Source organism: Flavobacterium hydatis, from assembly GCF_000737695.1.
GTDB classification, from domain to species: domain Bacteria; phylum Bacteroidota; class Bacteroidia; order Flavobacteriales; family Flavobacteriaceae; genus Flavobacterium; species Flavobacterium hydatis.
The window spans coordinates 76,125-99,435 of sequence record NZ_JPRM01000010.1; the positions used below are offsets into that span (position 1 = coordinate 76,125).

Here is a 23,311-nt window from a genome sequence, read left to right on the forward strand (position 1 = left end):
TTGCTATCTTTTCCTTTCCAATTTCCTAATATCATTTTTTAATTCCAAAAACATTTCTTCAATACTGCCAGGAATAACGTTTGCACGCTTGGTGTCCTTTTTACCTAGATTACATTTGAATTCCCATATCTGCTCAATCTCCGATGCTTTAATCTCATAAGGAATATAAAAAGGTTCGTCCGATTCGACCACCAGTAAGTTTTTCTTGTTTTTATTCAATCGTTTATAGACAATGCCGTCATTTTTGGTCATGATGATATAAGTCCTGCCATTGACTACTTCACTAAGCTTTTCAACATATTTGGCTACTATCACATCTCCATCTTCATGCGGAGGCATGGAATCTCCATCAACAGTGAATCCCCTGTGCAAGCCTGAACTTAAAAAAGGCAATGAAATACGAGGTAGGCTTTCAATATACTCCGGATCTGAATATCCATTCATATAGCCTGCCTTTGCTTTTTGCGTAACAATTTCTATAAAATTCTCACCGTCGTTATTTGCAATAACCGGCAATAACACCTTATTATCTTCAAGATTAACCAAATCATCAATTTTGACTTTCCTTACGTCAACACATAATAGTATATCGATGCTGATCTTGAAATATTTTGATATTCTTTTCAATATTTCATAGGGCGCTTCAGAGGTTCCGTCTTCATACTTTGCGTAGCGTCCACGCGTGATTAGAAGACTTTCAGCAAGTTTTTCCTGCGAAATTTTATTTTTCAGCCTTAGGCTTCTGATGTTATCGGAAAATAAAGACATATTGTTTTTGTTACAAATTGTATCAGCAAATATAATTTATTTGTTACAATCTGTACTAATTTTGTCCAGTACAAAGATGAATATTATGGGAAGGGCAATTGTACATATGGATCTGGATACTTTTTTTGTGTCTTGTGAAAGGCTGACCGATTCACGATTGAACGGTATCCCGCTTATTATTGGCGGAGGTGAAAGAGGTGTAGTTGCCTCTTGCTCTTACGAGGCTCGTACCTTCGGTGTGAGGTCAGCAATGCCAATTAAAATGGCATTGCGTCTTTGCCCGCAGGCAAAAGTAATGAAGGGAGACATGGAACTCTACTCCAGGCTGTCACACACCGTTACGGAAGTTATCGAAGAAAAGGCTCCGGTTATGGAGAAGGCCAGCATCGATGAATTCTATCTTGACATTAGCGGCATGGATAAATTCTACGGTTCCTACACCTGGACTAATGAACTTGCACAATCCGTAACAAAAGAAACAGGGCTTCCCATAAGTTTTGCACTGTCTGTCAACAAGACTGTTTCCAAAATTGCAACTGGCGAAGGAAAGCCTAAAGGGAATCTGGAAATACCGGAAGATATGGTAAGACCTTTCCTGAATCCTCTTTCCATTAGAAAGATACCAATGGTTGGCGATGCAACTTTCCAATTGCTGTCGCGAATAGGCGTTAGAAATATTCAGACACTTTCAGAAATGCCGGCTGAAGTACTGCAGCAGATGATTGGCAAAAACGGAATTGAGCTGTGGAAAAAAGCAAATGGTATAGACAATAATCCTGTCGAGCCTTATACGGAGCGTAAATCAATTTCTACTGAGCATACTTTTTCAGAGGATACCATAGATCTTGATAAGCTTAAACGAGTCCTTCAGGGTATGGTGGAAAAACTGGCCTTCCAGCTTCGTTCTGAAGAATGGCTTACCTCGACGGTGGTCATTAAAATTCGCTACGCAAACTTCGATACCGAAACCAAGCAGTGCAGGGTGCAATATACTTCTGCAGATCATATCCTGATAAAGAATGTCACAGAACTGTTCAATAAACTTTATCAGCGGAGGATGCGCCTTCGTTTGATTGGCATCCGATTCAGTGGTTTGGTAAGAGGTACCTATCAAATCAATATGTTTGAGGATACCGAGGAAATGCTTTCACTCTATCAGGCTATGGACAGGATGAAGACTCGTTATGGTTTTGATTCAGTTATGCGCGGGGGTGGCGCTATTCTCAAACCCAATAACAAAAATGAAATATTAAAGCGTAAAAAGTAAGCCGTGTACCTAAACTGCCATTCTTTCCACAGTCTTCGTTATGGTACCATTCCTGTTGAGGAATTGGTAGAACAGGCCTCGCATTGTAATGTAAGGGCTATGGCGCTGACCGATATCAATACGGTTACTGGGATTTATGATTTCATCAAATTATGCAAGGCCGCAGATATAAAGCCTTTGGTTGGAATTGAATTTCGCTGCCAGAATGCATTGCGATATATAGGTCTGGCTGTAAACCGTGACGGACTCGGGGAAATGAATCGTTTTTTGACGCAGCACAATTTTGAGAATTTGCCACTTCCGGTTCAGGCTCCTGCTTTTGAAAATGTTATAATTATTTATCCATTTGAAAATGCTCCTTCAATATTACAAGAATATGAGTACATTGGAATAAGACCTGATGAGATCTTATTATTGTTTCATGACAAATGGAAAAGCAGGCTTAAAAAAATGGTGCTATTGCACCCTGTCACTTTTAGGAACAAGAAAGAATACAATTTGCATAAGATATTGCGGGCCATAGACCTAAATATTTTAGGCTCTAAATTATCCCCAAAGGACTACTGCAGCAACCTAGAGATAATGCTGCCACTATCGCAATTATTGGAAAAGTTTGCTCAATATCCTGCTGTCATTGAAAATACCCAAAGTGTTATTGACCAATGCAATTTTGAATACGAATTCGGCATACCGCGAAATAAAAAATACTACACCAAGAGCCGCCATGAGGATATGCAGCTGTTGCGCCAAATCGCTTTGCAGGGTATGCTCAAAAAATATGGAACAGATAATGAAATTGCTGTCGAACGGGTAAACAAAGAACTTAAGGTCATTGAAGAACTGGAGTTCAGCGGTTACTTTCTTATTACCTGGGATATTATTCGTTACAGCAACAGCATGGGCTTTTTGCACATAGGGCGCGGCAGTGGTGCTAACAGCATAATTGCTTATTGTCTGGGTATTACCGATATCTGTCCTATTGAACTTGATTTATATTTTGAAAGATTCCTAAATGTAAACCGTAAAAGCCCTCCGGATTTTGACATCGACTGGTCTTGGAAAGAACGTGATATAATTCTTGAGTATATTTTTAAACGCTACGGCGCCGAGTATGTCGCTTTCTGTGGTACAAATGTTGAATTTAAGTACAGGTCTATATTCCGGGAGGTTGGCAAAGTATTCGGCCTGCCGAAAGAAGAACTTGATGCCTTGGCTAAAAACCCGATGGATCTCCATGATACCAATAACGTAGTTAGGATGGTTCAGGACTATGGCATGATGCTTGAAAAATATCCCAACCAGAGAAGCATGCATTCGTGCGGGATATTGATATCTGAGGAACCTCTTACGAATTTTACAGTTTTGGAAATGCCTCCAAAAGGTTTTCCAATTGTTTTGTTCGATATGCATACGGCCGAAGACATCGGTTTTGAAAAGTTTGATATATTGAGCCAGCGCGGAATAGGTCACATTGACGATAGTGTTAAGCTGATACGGAAAAACCGTGGCATCAATGTCGATATTAGGGATACTTCACTTTCTAAAGATGAGGTTTTGTGCAATCAGTATTTAGGTCGTGGTAAAACTATTGGCTGTTTCTATATCGAAAGTCCTGCAATGCGTGGGCTTCTCAGAAGACTACAATGTAATAACTACAAAATCCTTGTTGCTGCATCGTCCATTATTCGTCCTGGTGTTGCCCAAAGTGGAATGATGAAGGAATATATTTTCAGACACAACAACCCGACACAATTTGAGTACTTCCATGAAGTATTTAAGGAGCAACTCGGTGAGACGTATGGCATAATGGTTTACCAAGAAGACGTAATAAAGATAGCCCTTCATTATGGAGGACTTCCCGCGGCAGACGGGGATATATTGCGCAGGGCAATGAGCGGAAAAGGAAGGTCAAAATCCGCACTTCAGAAAGTAAAAGATAACTTTTTTGAATGCTGTGAGCGTCAAGGCCATCCTTTGGAACTTAGCCAGGAGATTTATCGCCAGATCGAATCGTTCGCCGGATATTCTTTCTGCAAAGCACACTCAGCATCCTATGCAGTGGAAAGCTATCAGAGCTTATACCTTAAAGTACATTATCCAATTGAATTTATGGTTGCTGTTATTAATAACCAAGGAGGTTTCTACAGAACTGAAGTGTATGTGCATGAAGCCCGGATGTCAGGAGCAGCGATACATAATCCATGTGTAAATAAAAGCGAATATGAAACTACACTATATGGTATCGACGTTTACCTTGGGTTTATGCATCTTGAAGGATTGGAAACAAAAATAGCAGGGCACATAGTTACCGAGCGTCAGTTAAATGGAGAATATAAATCACTGGAAGATTTTATAAATAGAGTACCGATTGGTATCGAAGGAATCCAAATATTAATATTTATCGGAGCATTCCGTTTCACAGGAAAAACAAAGAACCAGTTATTAGTCATTGCAAGGCTGATAATGGTTAATTTCAAACCTGAAAATCGCAGTTTGATGCTTCTTCAGGAACCGGTAAAGGAATACAACCTCCCGGTTTTGGAGCGTTCAACATTTGAAGATGCTTTCGATGAAATTGAATTATTAAGCTTTCCTGTTTCGTGCACGCCTTTCGATCTACTACAAACAAAATTTCGAGGCGATGTAATGGCAAAAGACTTATTACAACATCACAAAAAAACGGTAAAAATGCTGGCTTATTTGATCTCTCGAAAGCACGTTCCTACAAAGATGGGCGCAATGTTTTTCGGAACATGGATAGATGCAGAAGGAGAACTGTTTGATACGGCTCATTTTACTGGCAGTCTTAAAGAATATCCCTTTCAAGGAGGAGGATGTTATCTGCTATTAGGAAATGTTGAGGTCGATTATCACTTTCCTACGATAACAGTAACCAAGATGGCTAAAATGCCTTTTATACCAGATCCAAGGTATTCTGAAAGTGATCAAAAACAATACGATGCACATAGAAATATTCGCGAAGATATAAGTATGACCCAGAGAGCGCCATACCCGCAGGAGCATGAGATAGGTCTGCCGCGACATAAAATGGGAAATGCCTAAAGATGATCATTAAAAAAACCACGTAAAAATACTTGTTTTTACTTTTTGAGGTTTTTCCGTAAGGATATAGGAAAAATATTTTGTATGTTCGCTTCGGAAAAGTCTTACCTACTAGAAGCCAATTAGCTGCTTCATATCCACTCCAAGTGCGTCAGCAAGATGTGTGATATAGATTAGGGACGGACTTATCCTGCCGTTTTCAATACGGCTGATATAGGAGATATCCAAATCGCTGTCAATAGCAAGCTGGGCTTGAGTAAAGCCTTTGTCTTCGCGAATTTTCTTAAGGTTGGCTCCAAAATTTTGTAAATATTCTTTGTCTTTATCCCTCACAGGACAAAATTCAGAGTTCTAATAATAAATACTGTAGGACGTACGTCCAAGTTAGAAATAAAGTGAGAAATAATAAACTTTTCAAAATTTACAAGCTTATTAAGATAACCTTTTGTGTTTTTCTTTATACAGCACAAGTTATTGGTCAATCTGTACCTAAGACAGATTTGCCAGTAATTCAACCAACTCTGCCAACTCTTATTTCTCCGAGTATGCAGAATTTTGTTATACCTACATCAAATTCAACATCATCTGGTAATACCTATCAGCAACACCAGATTAAGAGTATCATGAATGAAGTAGATCAGCATGAAAAGCTTCGTCAAGAGACTTTGAACAGCGTAAAATCTGACATTGAAGAGTTTCGGCCTTCAATATATGACCTTCCATCCCAGTCAAAAATCCCTGGAACAGAACATTACAGAGAAGTGTTTGACAAGATGCTTCATATTGATGTAGATAATTATTCGGTGAAAGATGTTAATTTCGATATTGAAAATGCATACTTCGAAAACAAACTTGATAAAGTAGAATTTGATAAAGTTATAAAACAAACTGCTGAATTTATTTTGGCGAAGATGAAAGAAAAAAACTTTGATACAAATAGTAACACAGCTAAAAACTTTATGCTTTTTGAATTCTTTACTCAACCTATGCAGGTTAAAGGATTTAAAGAAAAACACTTTCCGATCAAATATGATTTTGAGGATTATTGGGGGAGAGAAAATTGGGCGAAAATGTTTGTAACAAAACTCCTAAAAACAAATTCAGGACAGTGTCATTCAATGCCGTTACTTTATTTGATACTTGCAGAAGCAATAGATGCAGAAGCTTATTTAGCACTTTCTCCAAATCATTCTTACATTAAATTCGAAGATGAAAAAGGAAAATGGTACAACCTCGAACTCACAAACGGAATGTTTACTGTATCATCTTTCATTCTAAATAATGGCTTTATAACAGCTGAAGCCATTCAGAATAAACTTTATATGCAGAATCTGTCAAAGAAGGAAATGCTTTCGCAATTTTATACAGATTTGGCCTCAGGTTATCTGCATAAATTTGGCTACGATGATTTTGTTGAACAAGTTGCAAATAAGGCTTTGGAGTTGAATCCCAACAGTATTAATGCCAATATGGTGAAGTCAAATTACAATGAGGCAAGGTTAAAATATGTTGTTAGAAAGCTGGGAATTAATACTCAAACTCAGGAAGGACGGGAAAAAATATTAAATTATCCAAAGGCAGTAGAAATTCTGCAACAAATGTATGCACAGTATAGTATAATTGATGAATCAGGTTTTCAACAAATGCCGGCCGAAGCATATGAAAAGTGGCTGGGCTCGTTAATGGCAGCTGAAAAGAAAGAGGAAAGCGAGAAATTGGCAAAACAATTTAAGGGAACAATAATAAAACTTAAAAATTAATTAATGACAAAAAAAAACTTGACGCTTATTTTACTGTTGTTCACAACATTCTGTTTGGTTGCTCAGGACAAGCAAAAACTATTTGATAACAGCTATGCTCTGCTAAATAATATGATTGAAAATGAGAGTAATTACAGTTTTAAAAAAGCAGTATTCTCTGTTGAAAATGCTTATTTAGATGGTAATCTGGACACACTTAAAATAAATAAGCAAATCAAATTATTAAATACTCTAAGTAGGTCATTAATCAAGGACAGGTTTTTGGTTTACATTGAAAAAGACAAAGAAAAGGTGAATAAATGGGCTTCTGTTTTTGAAGTAATGCACGACACAATTCCATTAAATATCAATGACACCATTTATAAATATGTGCCTTTCGGATATGATTTTAATGATGTTTTTGGCCATAGTACTAGAGAAAATCTCTTCGTGTCTAAACTATTAGAAACTCGAAAAGGTAATTGTCATTCTTTACCTTATTTATACAAAATATTAGCTGAAGAACTAGGTGCCGAAGCTAATTTAGCACTAGCACCCAATCATATATATATCAAGCATCGAAGTATAAAAGATGGTTGGTATAATACTGAACTCACAAGTGGAATTTTTCCTATTGATGCGTGGATTATGGCTTCAGGTTTTGTACATATAGATGCAATTAGTAATGGAGTATATATGAAAGCATTAAATAACAAAGAAAGCATTGCCCTTGTTTTAATTGATTTAGCAGATAATTACAATGCTAAATTTCCCTATAATGACGGAACTTTTATTTTAAAATGTTGTGAAACAGCAATAAAAGCTTATCCCAATTTTGCCACTGCATTGATTTTAAGAGCAGAAACACATTACAAACAAATTGAGAAAATACAAGACAAAGTAAAACATGATCTTGAATTTAAAGATTTAGAAAAAGAATATGCACATATTCATCAAATTGGGTATAGAAACATGCCGGAAGAAATGTACCTCAACTGGCTGGTATCTTTAAAAGAAGAACGCAGTAAATATGAAAATAAAAAAATGAATATCTTTAATAAAAATTAATACTTATGAAGAAGTACTATTTCTTAGGTATTTTTTTGTTCACAATCGGAATATGTGCTCAGAAAAAAGAAAAACTTTCTAAAGAAGAAAAAGCCAGAAGAGAAAAAAATATTCAAGCAGGAAATCCTTTTATAAAATTTGGCAGCAAAGCACCAGTCGCGACCTTGAGTAATGGGAAATATTTAGAAGTTCAAGACCTTGATAGTATTGTAACGATTGGTACAATGCGTTGGCACGTTGATAAAAAAGAAATTGTAGGCAGAATCAGTGTTGATACATTAAATATTGATGCACAGCCCATTGGTGATACTGCAGGTAGATGGATGTCACCTGATCCACTGAGTGAAGAATACCCCGACTGGACACCGTATAGATATGGACTTAATAATCCTATATTTTATAATGATCCAACAGGATTATTAGAAGATGATTATGGTGTTGATGCTGATGGTAATATCGAACTAATTAAAAAAACTGATGAAAAAGTAGATAGACTTTTTGCAGTTGATGATTCAGGAGCGAAAAAAGATGTTAACAATAGTGGTGAAGTAGATAATAGTGATAGTGTTGAAGTAAAAAAAGGAGTATTAGGAAATGTTAAAGAAGGAACTGATGCAAGTGGTATTGCTTATGATTTTATGAAAACGGATAATAATTCTCAATCGAAAAATTTATTTGAATTTTTAGCGGTTAATACAAATGTTGAATGGGGAAAAGTTGACGTAAATAGCAAAAGTTTTATTTCAACAGAACATAATACTACCAGAGAGGCTGGAAGTGCTGATATTCTCTATAAAAGTTTACTTCAGGGCTCAGCAACATCAATTGCACATACACATAGTCACCCCGCCGGAAGTTATCCAGGTTACGTTGGGCCTTCTGGTTTCAATAAGAATTCAGCAACATATGGAAAAGGAGACGATGCTTTGGCAAGATGGACAGAGCAATATTATAAATCAAAAAATGTAAATTTTAAAGTATATGAAACTACCACAAAAAAATATATTCCATACAACAGTAAAGGTATTATCAAAAAGTAAACTGTTGCCGTTCTTATTTATTTTCTTTTTTATAAGTTGTAGATCACAAGAGCTAAAGTATGAGGATTTAAAAGCACTACCTTCAACACATAATATAAAAAATGATATTGTTTTTAAGTTGTTAGATAAACTAGAGTTACGCAAGAATTTATTTAGTAATAAATCTGATTGTATTTATTTGGATTTTAAAAAGATTAAAACAAATGATTATACTGTTTCAGCAACACAATTAAGTTATCTTGATTCTAAAATCCTAGCACACGATAGTACTAAAATTTTAAAAGGGTATATTAACAACTCTAATAAAATAATATTTCTTTTTGGTGATATTGATGATTTTTTATTTACTAGAAATAATGTAAGGATGGAAAGTGTTTTAAAAACTTCATATAAAGTTGATAAAAATCATCCACCACTTCCTTTACATATCAATTTTATCACATACCAAATACTTAATAACAATCTTATTGAGTTAAATGATTAATAGAAGGATGAACAAGGTGTATATATAAAGACAGCTTTTAACAAAAATAATTTTATGAAGAACTACTATTTTTTAATTTTTCTTTTATTCACAATCGGAACTGTTTCTGCACAGAAAAAAGAAAAGCTTTCGAAAGAAGAAAAAGTCAGAAGAGAAAAAAATATTCAGGCAGGAAACCCTTTTTCGAAATATGGCAGTACAGCACCTGTTGCAACATTGAGCAAAGGAAAATATCTTGAGGTGCACGATTTAGATAGTATAGTGACTATAGGCACAATGCGTTGGCATGTTGATAAAGGAGAAATCGTAGGCAGAATTAGAATTGATTCATTGAATATTGATGCTCAGCCAATTGGAGATACTCCAGGACGTTGGATGTCTATCGATCCACTAAGTGAAGAATACACCGAATGGTCTCCCTATAACATGTGTTTTGATAATCCTGTAAAGTTTGTTGACCCTGACGGAAGAGGCCCCTTGACAGATTTATTTAACCTTTCTGGCAGAAAGATTGGTACAGACGGTGTTAATAACGGAGTTAAGATGGTAGTTACTGATAATAGAGAAGCTCGACAAATTTCACGAACACAAGGAAATGTAGATTTAAGTACTGTGAATTCCGGTGTTACGTTACCAAGTGATGCAGTATTACAAGAAAGTCTAAATGTATTGAGCCGAACAGTTGCCAATGGGGGGCAAAGAGAAGAATCTTCATTAGTTATGAATACAGGAGCGGTCGTTCAAGGGCAAACTGGTCCTATGCCAACAGTAGTAAATGGTGTGCAAATTGCTCCTTCAAGTTTACCCGCTTTACCTGCAGGTACAACCCCTGCAGATGTTGCATCTACAATACACTCTCACCCAACAACTGTAGCTCAAGTAGGCAATCAAGTTTTTCCTCAATCTGCTAGCGTTCCGTCAACAGGGGTTGGCTCAGATGGTCCAACTTTTCAACAATATAATACTAATATAATAGTTGGTCCAATTGGAACAATTTCAAATGTTACTTCAAACCCTAACGGAACATTAAACATTCCAAGTAGAACTAACGGAGCTGTTATCTATAATAGCGACTCTACTCCAAGGGTTACATTAGAAAAAAGAGCAATTGAAAGAATATTAACTCCACAAAATTAATAAGAATGAAGAAGATAATAATAATCTGTTTTTTGCTCCTGAGCTCAAAAAACCTTGTAGCACAGGAAATAAAGAATCTAAGTTTTATTTTAGTTGTAGATGACGAAATCATAAGCACGCAATCAAAACTTACTTTTATAATCACCACAGACACATCAACAGAAAATTTGTCAGCGCTATATTATCCTGGTACCTTATCATTAAGTAAGTCAGATTATGAAAAAATAGTGTCTCCCGCGACAAAGACTATTTATTTAAAATACAATAGCACAGTTTATTTAGATGGTAAATCTACTTATTACGATTTTGAGATAGAATATCAGAAAGCATGGTTACAGGATCTTTATAATATACTTAGAATCTACGATCTGAATAGCAAAAAATACAAGAAAAAGTTCGAACCTTTATCTTCAACTAAAAACTATACTTTTGAACTTTCAAGTCCTAATTCAACATTTTTGAGGGTTAGAAAAAAATAATGCGAAGTGAATTATCTAAATAGTTATGTTTTCTTGTTAGTAAATATATACTGCGGATGCTCACGAAACATTACTAACCCCATCCATCAGTTTTTGAATATCCTCATAGCGATAGTACATAAGTCCACCTATTTTATTATAAGGAAGGGTGCCATTTATCCGTAGGTTTTGCAAGGTTCCAGCGGAAATATTTAGAAGTTTACGAACTTCGTAACTTTTGAGCCATACCCGCGTTTCCTGACCTGGTTTGCGAGGATATTGCTGGTATCTTCGAATTTCTTCTAAAAGTTCTTTTTTAAATTTATCAAGGTCATCCTTGGTAATAAGATCTACATTCATAATTCTTACTTTTACATTAAACAATATCTAACTTAGATTTTGGCAGCTTTTACAAACCATTTGCAAAATAAAGTAATGACTGAACAAAAGGAGTGATACTGTCCATGTTTGGCTGATGATGGCACTTCTTTACCACCAAAATGCATTTGTTATATTATACACAAAAGGTGGTCGATATCGACCACCTTTTAAATTTCTATTTTTTGATTGTCTTACATACCAGTAGACATTCGTAGTTTAAGATTATGCATATCTTCACTAAGTTTAGACTCTACAACCTTTGCATATATCTGAGTAGTTCGAATACTGGTATGGCCAAGCATTTTTGAGACGCTTTCAATTGGTACACCATTGCTCAATGTAACAGTAGTTGCAAAAGTATGACGTGCTATATGAAATGTCAACGTCTTGGTTATCCCACAAATGTCAGCGACCTCTTTCAGGTAACCATTCATTCGCTGATTTGAAATTACAGGGAAGACTGTACCGTTATTCAGAGCCCTCGGATCATCTCTATACTTCTCCATCAATTCTATTGCCTGTGGCAGCAGTGGTACACGCACACCTGTATCTGTTTTTGCCCTGCTTGTAGATATCCACAGTCCTCCGTCTATACCTGTGATAATATTGTTCGGGGTAAGTTCAGCGAGTTCAATATAGGAAAGACCAGTGTAGCAGCTATATAAAAACATATCCCGAACATGCCTTAGCCGCTCAATAGTAAACTCTTTATTTGCTAATGCTATTAGCTCTTTGCTGTTTAATGACTCCCGTTCCACTTTATCAAAATGCTTCTTGAAACTAGCGAAGGGATCTTTGGACAACCAATCCAACTTAACAGCCATATTTATCATTTTGCGCAGCCTTTCAATATGCTTCATGATTCCGTTATTGTTAAGCGGCTTTTGGTGGTCCTTGGGAACATAATTAAAAAGGTAGCGTTCAAAGTCCAGAATAAATTTATAAGTAAGTTGTGAAAGGATAATATCATTCCTGTAATATTTCTCCCTGAGAAATTTTTCTATATACCTCTGTGTTGTATAGTAGTTTTTCATGGTGCCGGGAGCCAATTTAATTTCCTGTTGTTCATTATGATATTCTATCAATGATACCAATGTAGGTAATAGATGGTCAGTGCCCAATACCTTGTCACGGATTGCTGGACCGTCTATCGCATCATCACTCAGTACCATCTGCTGATACGTATTTATGATCTTTGCCTTAAACTGATTAAGGTACATGTTGAGTTCAACTGTTTCTTTACGGCTTCCCTTTGCCATACCTTTTCTTTCATCCCATTCATTTGCGTTCACAGAACGCTTTACGGAAATCTCAGTGCGTTTTCCATTTACAGTAACCCTGGCGCATATTGGCGCCTTGCCTTGCATGGAGGTTTTTTGTGTCTTTAAATAAAAGAGCACCCCAAATGTTGTAGTAGCTGTTTTCATATCTCAAAAATTTAATGTTCAGGACATTTGCACATTAAATGGGTCCCAAGAAAGCTGGATTTCTGCTGAAAACTGGCATACTCAGAGAAGCATAAAATGTTAAAATTTGAGTACAACAGACTGAAAACGAAAGTGTTAAAATGATTTTTGGGACCTAAAGTTAAAAAAAGAAAAGGGGTAGCCGAATAGGTCCCATTTTCTTTGATATAATTTGAACATTTTGGAGTTGAATAAATAGAAAAACCCCTTAAATCGAATGATTTAAGGGGTTTTGACGGCCTTTGAAAGGCGTTAGTGTCGGGGTGGCAGGATTCGAACCTGCGGCCTCCTGCTCCCAAAGCAGGCGCGATAACCGGGCTACGCTACACCCCGTAAGCGGCTGCAAAGATAGACATTTATTTCAGTTGTCAAAACATTTTTTGAAAAATAAATAAAATTTATTTCTATATAGTTAATTAGGATTTATTTAAGGCTCTAATTTTTATAATATAGATTACATTTGCATCTCAGTAAAATTAAAAATATGTCAGATACAATCGAAAAAATTAAATGCCTAATTATAGGTTCTGGACCAGCAGGTTATACTGCCGCTATTTATGCTGCCAGAGCTAATATGAATCCAGTTTTATATCAAGGAATGCAACCTGGAGGACAATTAACAACTACAAACGAAGTTGAAAATTTCCCTGGTTATGTTGATGGAGTTACTGGGCCAGAAATGATGATACAATTACAAAACCAAGCACAACGTTTTGGTGCAGATATACGAGATGGTTGGGCTACTAAAGTTGACTTTTCTGGAGATATCCATAAAGTTTGGATTAACGATACTATCGAATTACATTGCGAAACGGTAATTATTTCTACCGGAGCATCTGCTAAATATCTTGGATTACCATCTGAGCAACATTATTTAAAAATGGGAGGTGGAGTTTCTGCTTGCGCTGTTTGCGACGGATTCTTTTACAGAAACCAAGAAGTTGTAATCGTAGGAGCTGGAGATTCAGCTTGCGAAGAAGCACATTACTTATCTAAACTTTGTAAAAAAGTAACGATGTTGGTAAGAAGCGAAAAATTTAGAGCTTCAAAAATTATGGAAGATCGTGTTCGTAAAACCGAAAATATCGAGATTTTAATGAACCACGATACTGTAGAGGTAGTTGGAGACGAGCAAGTAGTTACTGCTGTAAAAGCTAAAAACAAAACTACTGGTGAAATTTTTGACATTCCAGCAACAGGATTCTTCGTTGCCATTGGTCATAAACCAAACACAGATATCTTTAAAGACTATTTAACACTAGACGAAACAGGATATATCATTAATACACCAGGAACATCATATACAAATGTACCAGGAGTTTTTGTAGCTGGAGATGCTGCAGATCACGTATACCGTCAGGCAATTACTGCTGCAGGTACAGGATGTATGGCTGCTCTGGATGCTGAAAGATATTTGGCATCAAAAGACTAATTAAGTAAGTCGAAAGTTTTAAAGTCGTAAAGTCAAAAGGACGAATATTGGTTTTAGTTACAGAAAATCAATGTATTGTTTGTTTTGTCTAATTTTAAAATACGACATTATAATGTGATTATTACTTAGTTCTTTAGAACTCATAAAAAAAGTTCCATTCGCCGAGGCGAATGGAACTTTTTACTTTTATACAATTATTGATTGAAGTTTCTACTCTGCTTAATTTAGCAAATTGATTATAGCATTTATTTACTTCAATCTTTTAATCAGTTTTGCTTCTTCAGAAAAACGGGTAATTTCAACTTTAGGTGTTCCTAAAAGCTGAACTTCGGCTTTGTCACCCGCAGCAATAACAATGGTAGTTTCGGCAAGTAAGCTAGAAGTACTATAACCTTCGGCAGTAAGATTAGCGTTCTTTACAGTAAATTTATTTCCTGTTAGTACAGAGTTGTTATCTAGCCTAAAAGTTGCATTAGTAGCAGAACCTTCGATAGCTGCATTTGCTTTTTGATATAAATCGCATTTAAAATCTGTTGCAACAACCAATGCTTTTAAACCAGCATTTTTACTTAATTGCACACTTCCACTTTCTGATTTTAAATTCAGTTCTGTTTTCGATTTATCATCAGCTATCAAAGCAAATTTCTTAGAATTTACATTCAGAAATAACTTCGAGTAATCCACAGAGTTAAAAGTAATATCCTCAAGCTGAATTTCCTGAATAGCATTTACGACAGTTGCATTTTTTGCAGTAACTTTAATTAAATCTTTAGTATAGGTTACTCTTACGATTAGCTTTTTAAAAATAGTCGCATCCTTAGAGGTGTAAAGACGAAGCAATTGCCCGTTTAAATCCATGCCAATAATTTCATGAAGATTATCATCGGCTTCGATTTTTATTTCATTTTTTTGTCCACGTTCTAAGTAAACTTCAAGATTGTCATTAACTTCAAGACTATTAAATTCACCTACTTCTTTGGTTGCTATAGTAACTGTTTTAGAACCTTTTATCTTTTCCTTTTTTTGTGCAAATGTTGTTGTAGTAACAACTAAAAGCAGGAGCGCTAGTGTGTAATTTTTCATTAAATTTTGTTTTTTACAAATATAAAAAAATCATCCACTTTGGGTGGATGATTAATATAATTTTAAGTACTATTTAAGTATTAGTCTTGATCAATGCTTCCGCCAGAACTAGATTTTTTCTCGATAGATTTTGGTACAGAATTGTAATTAATGTTACCTCCACTGCTCGCATCAGCTTTCAAACTTACTATTGGATGTACATATACAGTAGCTCCACTAGAAGATTGAGCTTCAATCTCGTTTGCTAATAATTTTTTAGCACTAATATCGCTTCCGCTAGATGCAGATACATTTAGTTTTAATGCTTTTCCTTCTATAGAGATGGAGCTACCACTACTTGTTTCGCAAGTTATAGCGTCCGACTCTATGTTTAGACTCATGTTTGCAGAGCTCGATGCATCCAGGCTAATATCTTCACCTCTTAAAATATTCTGACTTTTTACAGTTGATGCACTCGAAGCTTTTATCTTATCAATGATTGGCATTTTTACAATTACCCTTTTAGATTTTATGTTTTTAAAAGAGTTGTAGTCAGATTTTATTACCAAAGTATTTCCTTCCACTCTTGTGGTGATTCCGTTTATCAAATTATCATCGGCTTCTACAGTAATTTCGGTTTTGTCCGATTGTTCAATTACAAGATCTATAGCATTGCTAACAGATACATTTGTAAACTCTCCCTGAACATTTCTTTTTTCAGTAATAACTTTTCCGCTTCCTACTATCGATTTAAAATTACCCGAGTAGTTACAAGAAGCAAATAACAAAGCTGTTAAGGCAACAACTATAAACTTGGTAATCCACATAATTATCTTGATCATGACTAATTAATTTTAATTATAACTCCGTTTTTATCTGTAGTTAAGTGTCCTGAAGTTTTCTTTCCGTTCAAGACTTCTTTACCATTTATTTTAACCGATACTTCATTTATAGTATCGTTAGGATCATTATCTTCATCATTTTCAACATCGTCAAATTCATTTTCAGATATCGGGCAGTTCAAACATTTAACTTTAGAACTTCCTACTTTATAAATGTAATTATCAGAACTAAAATGCAAATTAAAGAAATTGTCATCAGACTCATCATAATCTTCTACCGAAGCATCTGGTTTTAGTAATTGACCTTCTGGTAAGTATAAATATATTTTTACTTCTTGGTCTCTAAATTTGTTTTTAACATCAGTAAGAAGATAATTGTCAAGTAATAGTTGATTCCCTTTAATTTCGAATTTATAGTTTATTTTTTCAGCTCTTTCCTTAGCATCGATAAACGATTTACCTCTTGCTTGTTTTTCTATTTGTATGTAAGCTGTTTTTTCATCCGTATGCAATACATGAAAGCTAACATTTGTAGAATAAATTAATTGTTGGTTTGCCGAATCCTGTACAAATTCAAAATCTCTGTGATGATCAAGATCTTTTGAGTAATAATCATTGTATTTAAACTTTACAAAAAGAGTATCCGTTGTTTTAATGTTTATAGGTTGTTTTTGTACCGTTTTGTTTTCATAAGAAATCTCAGTTGCTTGTTTTATCCCAACACTTATTGCTAATGCCATTGCAATAATCCAAACTGCAAGAAGTGTATATTTAGCAATATTACCAATAGATTTCATGTTTGGCGCTAATAATTTAAAACCTAAAAGCGTTAAGAAAAAGAACGGAATTCCAACAGCAAAGAACATTAATAAACCAAACATCCATATAGGATAATCAGTAAAGTTTCCAGCGTCTATAAAGTTTTGCCAAGGAAAGTCAATAAATATGTTTGTTCCCAGAGTAAAAACCCCAATAAGTAATAAGATCAGAGTAGTGATACCAGACATGATTAAAATAATTCCTAAAAACTTAGCAAAGATTTTAAAAACAGTCATGATAAAATCACTAAAACCATTTCCTATTTTCTCAGCGCCAGATTTTACCTGGTTTCCCATTTTGTCATAATCTGCATTTTTAAATTTTTCCGAAAGAGAATCAATTTCCTCACGTACCTTTTTTTCGATATTCGAAATCGTAACCGGTTCCCCAGTCATTTCTAGTTTTTCCGAAGTTGTTACAGCTTCGGGAGTTACAATCCATAATACGATATAAGCAAGTATTCCAGTTCCAAATCCAGCAAAAACAAATATCAAAAACATGATTTTTAACCAAACAGAATCTATTCCAAAATAGTGACCTAAACCAGTTGCTACACCACCAATCATACCTTTTTCTTTATCACGGTATAATTTTTTAGATCTACGAGTTCCAGAATCGCTAAATGATTGATGAGATGCATTAGCTTCTTCCTCGATAATGTAGTCCTCTGGTTGTCCCATTACAGCAATAACCTCATCTACATCTTTTAATCCCACAACATGTTTTTCACTTTTTTGTTTCTCGGTTAATAATTCCGATACACGCATTTCAATGTCTTTAATGATTTCATCCTTACCAGAAGAGTTACCCAAAGAACGTTTTATAGCGTCAAAATAGCGCGTCAGTTTCAAGTATGCATCTTCATCTATATGAAAGAACATGCCTCCTAAGTTAATATTTACAGTTTTGTTCATGACTATTGTTTTTGATTGGTGATTAGTGTTACAGCTTCCGAAAGTTCATTCCAGGTGCCATTTAGTTCGTTTAAAAATGTTTGACCTATTTCAGTTAATCCATAATATTTTCGTGGTGGTCCAGAAGTCGATTCTTCCCAGCGATAATTAAGTAAACCGTCGTTTTTTAATCTGGTTAATAATGGATAAATAGTTCCTTCTACAACCAGTAATTTTGCGTTTTTCAAAGTGTCTAATATTTCCGATGTATAAGCATCTTTTTCTTTCAGTACAGATAAGATACAAAACTCAAGAACACCTTTGCGCATCTGTGCTTTTGTGTTTTCAATGTTCATAATTTCATTTTGTTTTGTTTAGATTGACGTTTCGTTTTTTGATCGATGATTGATTGTGATTGATTGATGATTTTTTTTTGAAGCTATTTCCTGCTCTCCGCTATATCTTTTTCTGGCAAAAAGAGCCAGAAAAAGGATGCCGCTTCTATCAGGGCTAGGCTCATATATTGTATATAACTTTTAACTTTTTATCTTGTCATCCTGAGCGGAGTCGAAGGATAAGTATTATTTAATAAAAGGAATCGTAAGCGGGTATTTGTATAATTCACCGTTCGAAGCTTTTATCGAAGCATAAATAACCAAGAAGAACTCAACTACTTTAAGCATTCCAAAAATTAAGATTGCTAAAACTCCAATACTTAAGATTCCGATATTGTCGCTAAGATTAAAATTATTCATTGTAAAATCATTGTCATTAATAATTACATCCATCGGAATGTTCTTGAAGATTACAAAAACAAAAATTGGAATAGCAATTAAGGCAAGAATCAAAGTGTATAACAATAAACTTAACTGAAAATTTAAAGCTTGTTTACCATGATGATCCACAAATTCTGATTTGTCTTTTTTACTCGACCATAATAGTATTGGGAAAATATAATTCCCAAACGGAATGAAATATTGAGTTAATGTACTCAAATGAGTAAACGTTGCGAAGTTTCTTTCTGATGATGTTTCCATGATTAGTGGTGTTGATTTTTCCATGATTAAAAGTATATAGTAATTTCTTATACAAATATATGGCTAAAAGACAGTATCTTGTTTTGCATAGTACTAATTATTAACAAAATTTTAACAAAGTTGAAATTTTATTTCTACAAAAAAGGTGCTGGAAATCAGTGGTAAGTATTGTATTTGTTGAGGTTTTAGGAAAGTAATAACAATTTATTGTGCGTGCATAGTTTTTTTGTATTTTTACATAAAAAACAAAACGGTATGGCACTTTCAGTTTCTAAACTCAATAAATTTGTATTATTCAAATTACCATCGGCCTTCATTTGTGGAGTACGAGTAAAAGAAATCGACGATAATAAATGTGTCGTAACGGTAAAACACCGTTGGATAAACCAGAATCCTTTCAATTCAATGTACTTTGCAGTACAAGCTATGGCAGCCGAACTTACAACAGGAGCATTGGTAATATCCGGAATCCAGAAAAGCGGACGCAAGATTTCTATGCTTGTGGCTAATAATAAAGGAAACTTTACCAAGAAAGCAACTGGGCGTATTACATTTGTATGTAACGATGGTCATTTAATAGCCGAAGCGATACAACGAACAATCGAAACAGGCGAGGGGCAAACCTTCTGGATGAAATCGATAGGAACCGATGAAAAAGGAATTCAAGTATCCGAAATGGATTTTGAATGGAGCGTACGCGTAAAATAGACATATTCAAGAAAGACTACTTCATTCTTTGTAATGAACAAACATAAAAAAATGCCTCAATTTCTTGAGGCATTTTTTTATGGAATACAAAGAAGTATTATTTCTTAGCGCAACATTTTTTGGCATCTTTACCAGCCATGTCTTTATCGCATTTTTTTCCTTCGGCTTTGCATTTAGCTTTACATTTTTCAATATCAGCTTTGCTCATTGTTTTCGAAGTAGTTTCTTTTTTAGCAGTTGGTTTAGCTTCTTGAGCACTTACACCAATTGAGAATAAGGCAATGGTTAGAACAGTGATTACTTTTGTCATTTTGTTTAGTTTTTTTGAATGTTGATGATTTCATTTTTAGATAGTTCTAAAAAGATGAATCAAATATAATATGAATTACTCTTTGTAAGAATAAGAGTAATGTTAATGTTTTTGTAAAAAAAGGAAGGTTCTTAGTTAAGGTTCAAAGGTTTCCTGTAGAGACGCACCGCAGTGCGTCTACATAATATAGGTTTACGCATAAAGTAACCCCAATCTTGTCTTTCTGAGGAACGAAGAATCTCCGCTAGGAGCTCGACTAAGATTATACGCGTGTATCTTTGTCAAAGTTCAAAACTTTGACAAAGATTAAGGAGTTTCTAATAGAGTTATTTTACCATAAACGGCAACACTCTATTATGATTTAGCAAATCCTCATCGGATTCACTATAAACTTTTTGCCAATCAAAATTCGGAATCTCTATTTTGGTAAGAGCAGTTCCGTCCCAAATTATTTCGAAGCCATTATCTTTTAGTTTTTCGGCTACTTTTTTACCTACCTCTATAGTAACCGAATCATCTGAATTGTCGATTTTCTGAAAAGCAATCATTAAGTTTCTGCTTTCAGGATCTATAGCTCTTTCTAAATCCTGTTGGTGGTAAAAACAATACCCATCCGATTGTACATTTTGTTTTCTTAATTCTATTTCTACCTCAACAACTTCATATTCACCTTCGCTAGTAGTGTAACCTGCATTATGAAGCGCAATAATATTTGATTGGCTCAATTCATTAAAAGCTTTTATGAGTCTTTCGGTATCAGTTGGCGATTTCCAATTTTTGCTTGCTTCTTGGTGTTTCTTAAATTCGGTATCAATAGTTTTATTAACCCATTTTTCAGAGATATCATCTTCCATCCCTTCATCTTCTACTTGTTCCCAAGTGATATCTTTAATTTCATCAACAGGAAAAAATCCCATTTTTATTTGGTTCACTAATGAATCGTATATGTATTCTTGATCTTCGGTCATTATTTTTAAATTTATTTGTTGAGAGAAACTGCTTTTGATGGGGTATTATAATTTTACTTTAAACTCTTTAGCGGCATTATATTCAGGTTCATAAAGAATAAACTCATTATCTAAGTTTGAAACTGCTGCAATCATGATATATTCAGGATTTTTAGGCATCACATTTTCAGGCTTAATATTTTTCTTAAATTCATCAAAAGTAGTATTTGGGTTTTTTGAGATAAAATCATAATAAGTACTATCTATTCCTCCTGTCCAAAGAAGTGAATTTTGGGCTCTATTGCCATCGTCAGACACTATTAGTTTTTTGTTTTTGTCAAATAATAATATTTTAATATTTCCATCATATTTAAAATCATAGAGTTTTTTTAGAATAATCTTATTACTGGCTATTTCTGTAACTTCATATTTTAGATGGTTTAGAACGATAGTTTTTCCAACATCTTGTTTCGTTAATTTCTGAGTAGAGTAATCAGTCAGAATTGATAATTCATAAGTAATGTCACCTTTTATATTTGCATTATTAGTAAAAGCAACGGTTTGGTTTTCGATACTTCTGTACTCAAGTTCAGAATTAGAATTTTCTTTTATTTTTCCTCCAATACTATTAGAATTGGAATTTGCCATTTTGATTTCTTTGCCCTTGGAATCTGTTATTGCACTGTTTTTTCTTTTTAAATTAACGATGCCAAACAATTCTTCCTGATAAGAAGTTGGGAAATCAGAATTTAATAAAACATTGAGTTGGTTTTTATCTTTTTGTTCTAATGAGATTTTTGCGTTTTTAATAAAAAAATCGATATAAGTAACCAAGGACTCTTTACTATATTTCGATTTAATGAAAGTTATATCAGGATTATAGGTGATCGATTTTACTTTTTCGAGAGTAGGATTTTTATAATCTTTATACATTTCGTAGCTAAACCTTAATAAATCGTCCTTAGACTGAGAAAATGTATTTAAGCTCAGAAATAATAAAAAGAAAAGTGCAATATGTTTCATTTTGTTTTTAGTGTTAATATAAGGATTAGGTTAATTAGTTTTATTTCGGGTAAATGGTTCGTGTATTTAAAAGTCAATTTTGGGAGCTTTTAATCCGCACCAAGTAGTTACATCTTCAGGATCAAATCCGGCACAATTATCAATGTCGGCTTTAGGGAAAACAAGCACACTATTATTAGTATCACTTAAGTTAAAGTAATAATTAGTATAATCTTCTCCATATCGCCATACATCGCTAGAACCATTATTATGCACGGTTTCATTAAAAGTAAAAATAGAAGATTGCTTCGGGATAAAGTATTCTTTCTCGATAGCAAGCGAAAATATATTTCCTAAAAGAGGCGTGAAGAATAAAGCAATAAAGAACGAAAACAGAATAATAAGAAATATATTCTTCTTACTTAGAGTCCTTTTTTTATTAATATTCATATAAGGTTGTTAGTGTATTCTGTTCAATTAATATCTCTTTGATTTTATTTCTCATAAATAGTTTTAGGATAAAAAGCTTTAAAAGCATTGTAAACTCCCTGATGTATTACAGTCGAGTGAATTTCGTTTTGGATATAATCATAATATACTTTAGTATTCTTTTCGTCATTTTGCTTTAGCGTTTCGCTTAACGATACAGCAACGTCATACATTGTTTTGTCTTCGTCTTTATCACAAGCAGCAATATATACTAGTGCTGGTTTGTTCTCTTTTGCTTTAAGCAATTTAGGAGCTTCGGCTAATAATGATTGATCTCCCCACCATAAACTTGGCGCAATGATGATATAATTGTCAAATAGATTTCGGTGTTTTAATAAAATTTCCGTTGCCAAAAGTCCAGCTAATGATTCACCGATAACAGTTTTATGATTGCTCGTATTGAATTTTTTATCGATATAAGGTTGTAATTCTTTTTCTAGAAAAGCGATGTATTTATCCGATCCGCCGTATTGAGGAAAGTTTTGTTTCTTGAATCCCATTTTTTCTACAAAGTCCAAATTAGGAACAGCAAATGTAAAATCACGTCTTCGGTTTGTATTCTCGATACCTACAACAATAGATTTCGGGAATCTGGCAATCCACGCTTGGGTATTAAAACGAACGATTCCTGTAATATGAATAAAGTCTTCCTCGACACCACCGTCTAGGATATATATTACGGGATATTTCACAGTGTCTTTCTCCTTATATCCTTCGGGTAAGTATATGTTTATTGTTCTTGTTTCGCCCAGTTCGGTCGATTTTAATTTATCTGTAATCCCAAGAACTATCGGTTGACTTTTATCTGTGGTTTGTTTGCTTTTTGTTTGTGCAAAATTAAGGTTGGTAAATAAAAGGAAAATAAAAAGGTAGAATGTTTTTTTCATGAAATGGGTAAT

At 34.4% G+C, this 23,311-nt stretch carries 24 protein-coding genes and 1 tRNA gene; 10 read left to right on the forward strand and 15 right to left on the reverse strand.

From position 1 onward, the window contains the following. Positions 1–3: 3 nt before the first annotated feature. On the reverse strand, positions 4–768 hold the full coding sequence (locus tag IW20_RS07940; protein ID WP_035620671.1) for an XRE family transcriptional regulator: 765 nt from the start codon (positions 766–768) through the stop codon (positions 4–6). 85 nt (positions 769–853) lie between these two features. On the opposite strand from IW20_RS07940, the gene dinB reads away from it, so the two are divergent. Together dinB and IW20_RS07950 are read left to right on the forward strand one after the other, a co-directional pair. Then, positions 854–2,035 carry a DNA polymerase IV gene (gene dinB / locus IW20_RS07945; protein ID WP_089052153.1) on the forward strand — a complete coding sequence of 394 codons (1,182 nt, stop codon included), beginning with the start codon at positions 854–856 and terminating at the stop codon, positions 2,033–2,035. Between the two features lie 3 nt (positions 2,036–2,038). Further along, on the forward strand, positions 2,039–5,098 hold the full coding sequence (locus IW20_RS07950; RefSeq protein WP_035620673.1) for a DNA polymerase III subunit alpha: 3,060 nt from the start codon (positions 2,039–2,041) through the stop codon (positions 5,096–5,098). 111 nt (positions 5,099–5,209) lie between these two features. Here IW20_RS07950 and IW20_RS07955 read toward each other — a convergent pair whose 3' ends face one another. Continuing rightward, the gene (locus IW20_RS07955; RefSeq protein ID WP_035620677.1) at positions 5,210–5,431 is read right to left on the reverse strand and encodes a helix-turn-helix domain-containing protein; all 222 of its coding nucleotides are present in this window, start codon (positions 5,429–5,431) and stop codon (positions 5,210–5,212) included. A 62-nt stretch (positions 5,432–5,493) separates the two neighbouring features. On the opposite strand from IW20_RS07955, the gene IW20_RS07960 reads away from it, so the two are divergent. Genes IW20_RS07960 through IW20_RS07985 form a run of 6 tightly spaced genes read left to right on the forward strand, consistent with a single transcriptional unit; the run spans position 5,494 to position 11,045 of the window. After that, the gene (locus IW20_RS07960; protein ID WP_035620681.1) at positions 5,494–6,858 is read left to right on the forward strand and encodes a hypothetical protein; all 1,365 of its coding nucleotides are present in this window, start codon (positions 5,494–5,496) and stop codon (positions 6,856–6,858) included. A gap of 3 nt (positions 6,859–6,861) precedes the next feature. Continuing rightward, positions 6,862–7,905: a hypothetical protein gene (locus IW20_RS07965; RefSeq protein ID WP_035620682.1), complete on the forward strand. Its 1,044-nt coding sequence runs from the start codon at positions 6,862–6,864 to the stop codon at positions 7,903–7,905. A gap of 5 nt (positions 7,906–7,910) precedes the next feature. Then, entirely contained in the window at positions 7,911–8,945 is a 1,035-nt protein-coding gene (locus IW20_RS07970) for a JAB-like toxin 1 domain-containing protein (protein ID WP_035620684.1), read from the forward strand. Further along, entirely contained in the window at positions 8,887–9,429 is a 543-nt protein-coding gene (locus tag IW20_RS07975; protein ID WP_035620686.1) for a hypothetical protein, read from the forward strand. The genes IW20_RS07970 and IW20_RS07975 overlap by 59 nt, the downstream gene beginning before the upstream one ends. 54 nt (positions 9,430–9,483) lie before the next feature. Continuing rightward, entirely contained in the window at positions 9,484–10,566 is a 1,083-nt protein-coding gene (locus tag IW20_RS07980; protein WP_035620687.1) for an RHS repeat-associated core domain-containing protein, read from the forward strand. A gap of 5 nt (positions 10,567–10,571) precedes the next feature. Further along, positions 10,572–11,045, forward strand: a complete 474-nt coding sequence (locus IW20_RS07985) for a hypothetical protein (protein ID WP_035620688.1) — start codon at positions 10,572–10,574, stop codon at positions 11,043–11,045. A gap of 60 nt (positions 11,046–11,105) precedes the next feature. On the opposite strand, the gene IW20_RS07990 is transcribed toward IW20_RS07985, so the two are convergent. The 3 genes from IW20_RS07990 to IW20_RS08000 all read right to left on the reverse strand — a co-directional run bounded on the left by IW20_RS07990 (position 11,106) and on the right by IW20_RS08000 (position 13,204). After that, positions 11,106–11,384: a helix-turn-helix domain-containing protein gene (locus tag IW20_RS07990; RefSeq protein WP_035620843.1), complete on the reverse strand. Its 279-nt coding sequence runs from the start codon at positions 11,382–11,384 to the stop codon at positions 11,106–11,108. Positions 11,385–11,596: 212 nt separating this feature from the next. Next, a complete protein-coding gene (locus IW20_RS07995; protein ID WP_035620690.1) occupies positions 11,597–12,832 on the reverse strand; it encodes a site-specific integrase in 1,236 nt (411 codons plus the stop codon). A 297-nt stretch (positions 12,833–13,129) separates the two neighbouring features. Then, positions 13,130–13,204, reverse strand: a tRNA-Pro gene (locus IW20_RS08000). A gap of 151 nt (positions 13,205–13,355) precedes the next feature. On the opposite strand from IW20_RS08000, the gene trxB reads away from it, so the two are divergent. Next, positions 13,356–14,303 carry a thioredoxin-disulfide reductase gene (gene trxB, locus IW20_RS08005; protein ID WP_035620691.1) on the forward strand — a complete coding sequence of 316 codons (948 nt, stop codon included), beginning with the start codon at positions 13,356–13,358 and terminating at the stop codon, positions 14,301–14,303. A gap of 249 nt (positions 14,304–14,552) precedes the next feature. Here the strand turns inward: trxB and IW20_RS08010 are convergent, their stop codons facing one another. The 5 genes from IW20_RS08010 to IW20_RS08030 all read right to left on the reverse strand — a co-directional run bounded on the left by IW20_RS08010 (position 14,553) and on the right by IW20_RS08030 (position 18,980). Continuing rightward, the gene (locus tag IW20_RS08010; RefSeq protein ID WP_035620693.1) at positions 14,553–15,386 is read right to left on the reverse strand and encodes a GIN domain-containing protein; all 834 of its coding nucleotides are present in this window, start codon (positions 15,384–15,386) and stop codon (positions 14,553–14,555) included. 80 nt (positions 15,387–15,466) lie between these two features. Continuing rightward, a complete protein-coding gene (locus IW20_RS08015; protein ID WP_035620695.1) occupies positions 15,467–16,207 on the reverse strand; it encodes a head GIN domain-containing protein in 741 nt (246 codons plus the stop codon). Between the two features lie 2 nt (positions 16,208–16,209). Further along, the gene (locus IW20_RS08020; protein WP_035620697.1) at positions 16,210–17,940 is read right to left on the reverse strand and encodes a PspC domain-containing protein; all 1,731 of its coding nucleotides are present in this window, start codon (positions 17,938–17,940) and stop codon (positions 16,210–16,212) included. A gap of 2 nt (positions 17,941–17,942) precedes the next feature. Further along, entirely contained in the window at positions 17,943–18,275 is a 333-nt protein-coding gene (locus IW20_RS08025; protein WP_035620699.1) for a PadR family transcriptional regulator, read from the reverse strand. A gap of 225 nt (positions 18,276–18,500) precedes the next feature. Further along, positions 18,501–18,980, reverse strand: coding sequence for a DUF4870 domain-containing protein (locus IW20_RS08030; RefSeq protein WP_117614467.1), 480 nt, complete (start codon positions 18,978–18,980; stop codon positions 18,501–18,503). 231 nt (positions 18,981–19,211) lie between these two features. Between IW20_RS08030 and IW20_RS08035 the strand changes: the two genes are divergently transcribed. Next, a complete protein-coding gene (locus IW20_RS08035; RefSeq protein ID WP_035620700.1) occupies positions 19,212–19,664 on the forward strand; it encodes a DUF4442 domain-containing protein in 453 nt (150 codons plus the stop codon). 97 nt (positions 19,665–19,761) lie between these two features. Here the strand turns inward: IW20_RS08035 and IW20_RS08040 are convergent, their stop codons facing one another. The 5 genes from IW20_RS08040 to IW20_RS08060 form a co-directional block, all read right to left on the reverse strand. Beyond that, on the reverse strand, positions 19,762–19,974 hold the full coding sequence (locus IW20_RS08040) for a hypothetical protein (protein ID WP_035620701.1): 213 nt from the start codon (positions 19,972–19,974) through the stop codon (positions 19,762–19,764). A gap of 326 nt (positions 19,975–20,300) precedes the next feature. Beyond that, positions 20,301–20,942: a DUF6891 domain-containing protein gene (locus tag IW20_RS08045; RefSeq protein WP_035620703.1), complete on the reverse strand. Its 642-nt coding sequence runs from the start codon at positions 20,940–20,942 to the stop codon at positions 20,301–20,303. Between the two features lie 45 nt (positions 20,943–20,987). Beyond that, the gene (locus tag IW20_RS08050) at positions 20,988–21,944 is read right to left on the reverse strand and encodes a hypothetical protein (RefSeq protein WP_123869464.1); all 957 of its coding nucleotides are present in this window, start codon (positions 21,942–21,944) and stop codon (positions 20,988–20,990) included. Between the two features lie 66 nt (positions 21,945–22,010). After that, complete coding sequence (locus IW20_RS08055) at positions 22,011–22,373, reverse strand: hypothetical protein (RefSeq protein ID WP_051885647.1); 363 nt, start codon at positions 22,371–22,373, stop codon at positions 22,011–22,013. Between the two features lie 44 nt (positions 22,374–22,417). Continuing rightward, positions 22,418–23,299: an alpha/beta hydrolase gene (locus IW20_RS08060; RefSeq protein WP_035620705.1), complete on the reverse strand. Its 882-nt coding sequence runs from the start codon at positions 23,297–23,299 to the stop codon at positions 22,418–22,420. Between the last annotated feature and the right edge of the window lie 12 nt (positions 23,300–23,311).

Excerpts from the sequence above, each read along its gene's own strand:
- IW20_RS07940 (WP_035620671.1), bottom strand. The coding sequence starts at position 768 with ATGTCTTTATTTTCCGATAACATCAGAAGCCTAAGGCTGAAAAATAAA.
- dinB (WP_089052153.1), top strand. The coding sequence starts at position 854 with ATGGGAAGGGCAATTGTACATATGGATCTGGATACTTTTTTTGTGTCT.
- IW20_RS07965 (WP_035620682.1), top strand. The coding sequence starts at position 6,862 with ATGACAAAAAAAAACTTGACGCTTATTTTACTGTTGTTCACAACATTC.
- IW20_RS07970 (WP_035620684.1), top strand. The coding sequence starts at position 7,911 with ATGAAGAAGTACTATTTCTTAGGTATTTTTTTGTTCACAATCGGAATA.
- IW20_RS07975 (WP_035620686.1), top strand. The coding sequence starts at position 8,887 with ATGAAACTACCACAAAAAAATATATTCCATACAACAGTAAAGGTATTA.
- IW20_RS07980 (WP_035620687.1), top strand. The coding sequence starts at position 9,484 with ATGAAGAACTACTATTTTTTAATTTTTCTTTTATTCACAATCGGAACT.
- IW20_RS07985 (WP_035620688.1), top strand. The coding sequence starts at position 10,572 with ATGAAGAAGATAATAATAATCTGTTTTTTGCTCCTGAGCTCAAAAAAC.
- IW20_RS07990 (WP_035620843.1), bottom strand. The coding sequence starts at position 11,384 with ATGAATGTAGATCTTATTACCAAGGATGACCTTGATAAATTTAAAAAA.
- IW20_RS07995 (WP_035620690.1), bottom strand. The coding sequence starts at position 12,832 with ATGAAAACAGCTACTACAACATTTGGGGTGCTCTTTTATTTAAAGACA.
- trxB (WP_035620691.1), top strand. The coding sequence starts at position 13,356 with ATGTCAGATACAATCGAAAAAATTAAATGCCTAATTATAGGTTCTGGA.
- IW20_RS08010 (WP_035620693.1), bottom strand. The coding sequence starts at position 15,386 with ATGAAAAATTACACACTAGCGCTCCTGCTTTTAGTTGTTACTACAACA.
- IW20_RS08015 (WP_035620695.1), bottom strand. The coding sequence starts at position 16,207 with ATGATCAAGATAATTATGTGGATTACCAAGTTTATAGTTGTTGCCTTA.
- IW20_RS08020 (WP_035620697.1), bottom strand. The coding sequence starts at position 17,940 with ATGAACAAAACTGTAAATATTAACTTAGGAGGCATGTTCTTTCATATA.
- IW20_RS08025 (WP_035620699.1), bottom strand. The coding sequence starts at position 18,275 with ATGAACATTGAAAACACAAAAGCACAGATGCGCAAAGGTGTTCTTGAG.
- IW20_RS08030 (WP_117614467.1), bottom strand. The coding sequence starts at position 18,980 with ATGGAAAAATCAACACCACTAATCATGGAAACATCATCAGAAAGAAAC.
- IW20_RS08035 (WP_035620700.1), top strand. The coding sequence starts at position 19,212 with ATGGCACTTTCAGTTTCTAAACTCAATAAATTTGTATTATTCAAATTA.
- IW20_RS08040 (WP_035620701.1), bottom strand. The coding sequence starts at position 19,974 with ATGACAAAAGTAATCACTGTTCTAACCATTGCCTTATTCTCAATTGGT.
- IW20_RS08045 (WP_035620703.1), bottom strand. The coding sequence starts at position 20,942 with ATGACCGAAGATCAAGAATACATATACGATTCATTAGTGAACCAAATA.
- IW20_RS08050 (WP_123869464.1), bottom strand. The coding sequence starts at position 21,944 with ATGAAACATATTGCACTTTTCTTTTTATTATTTCTGAGCTTAAATACA.
- IW20_RS08055 (WP_051885647.1), bottom strand. The coding sequence starts at position 22,373 with ATGAATATTAATAAAAAAAGGACTCTAAGTAAGAAGAATATATTTCTT.
- IW20_RS08060 (WP_035620705.1), bottom strand. The coding sequence starts at position 23,299 with ATGAAAAAAACATTCTACCTTTTTATTTTCCTTTTATTTACCAACCTT.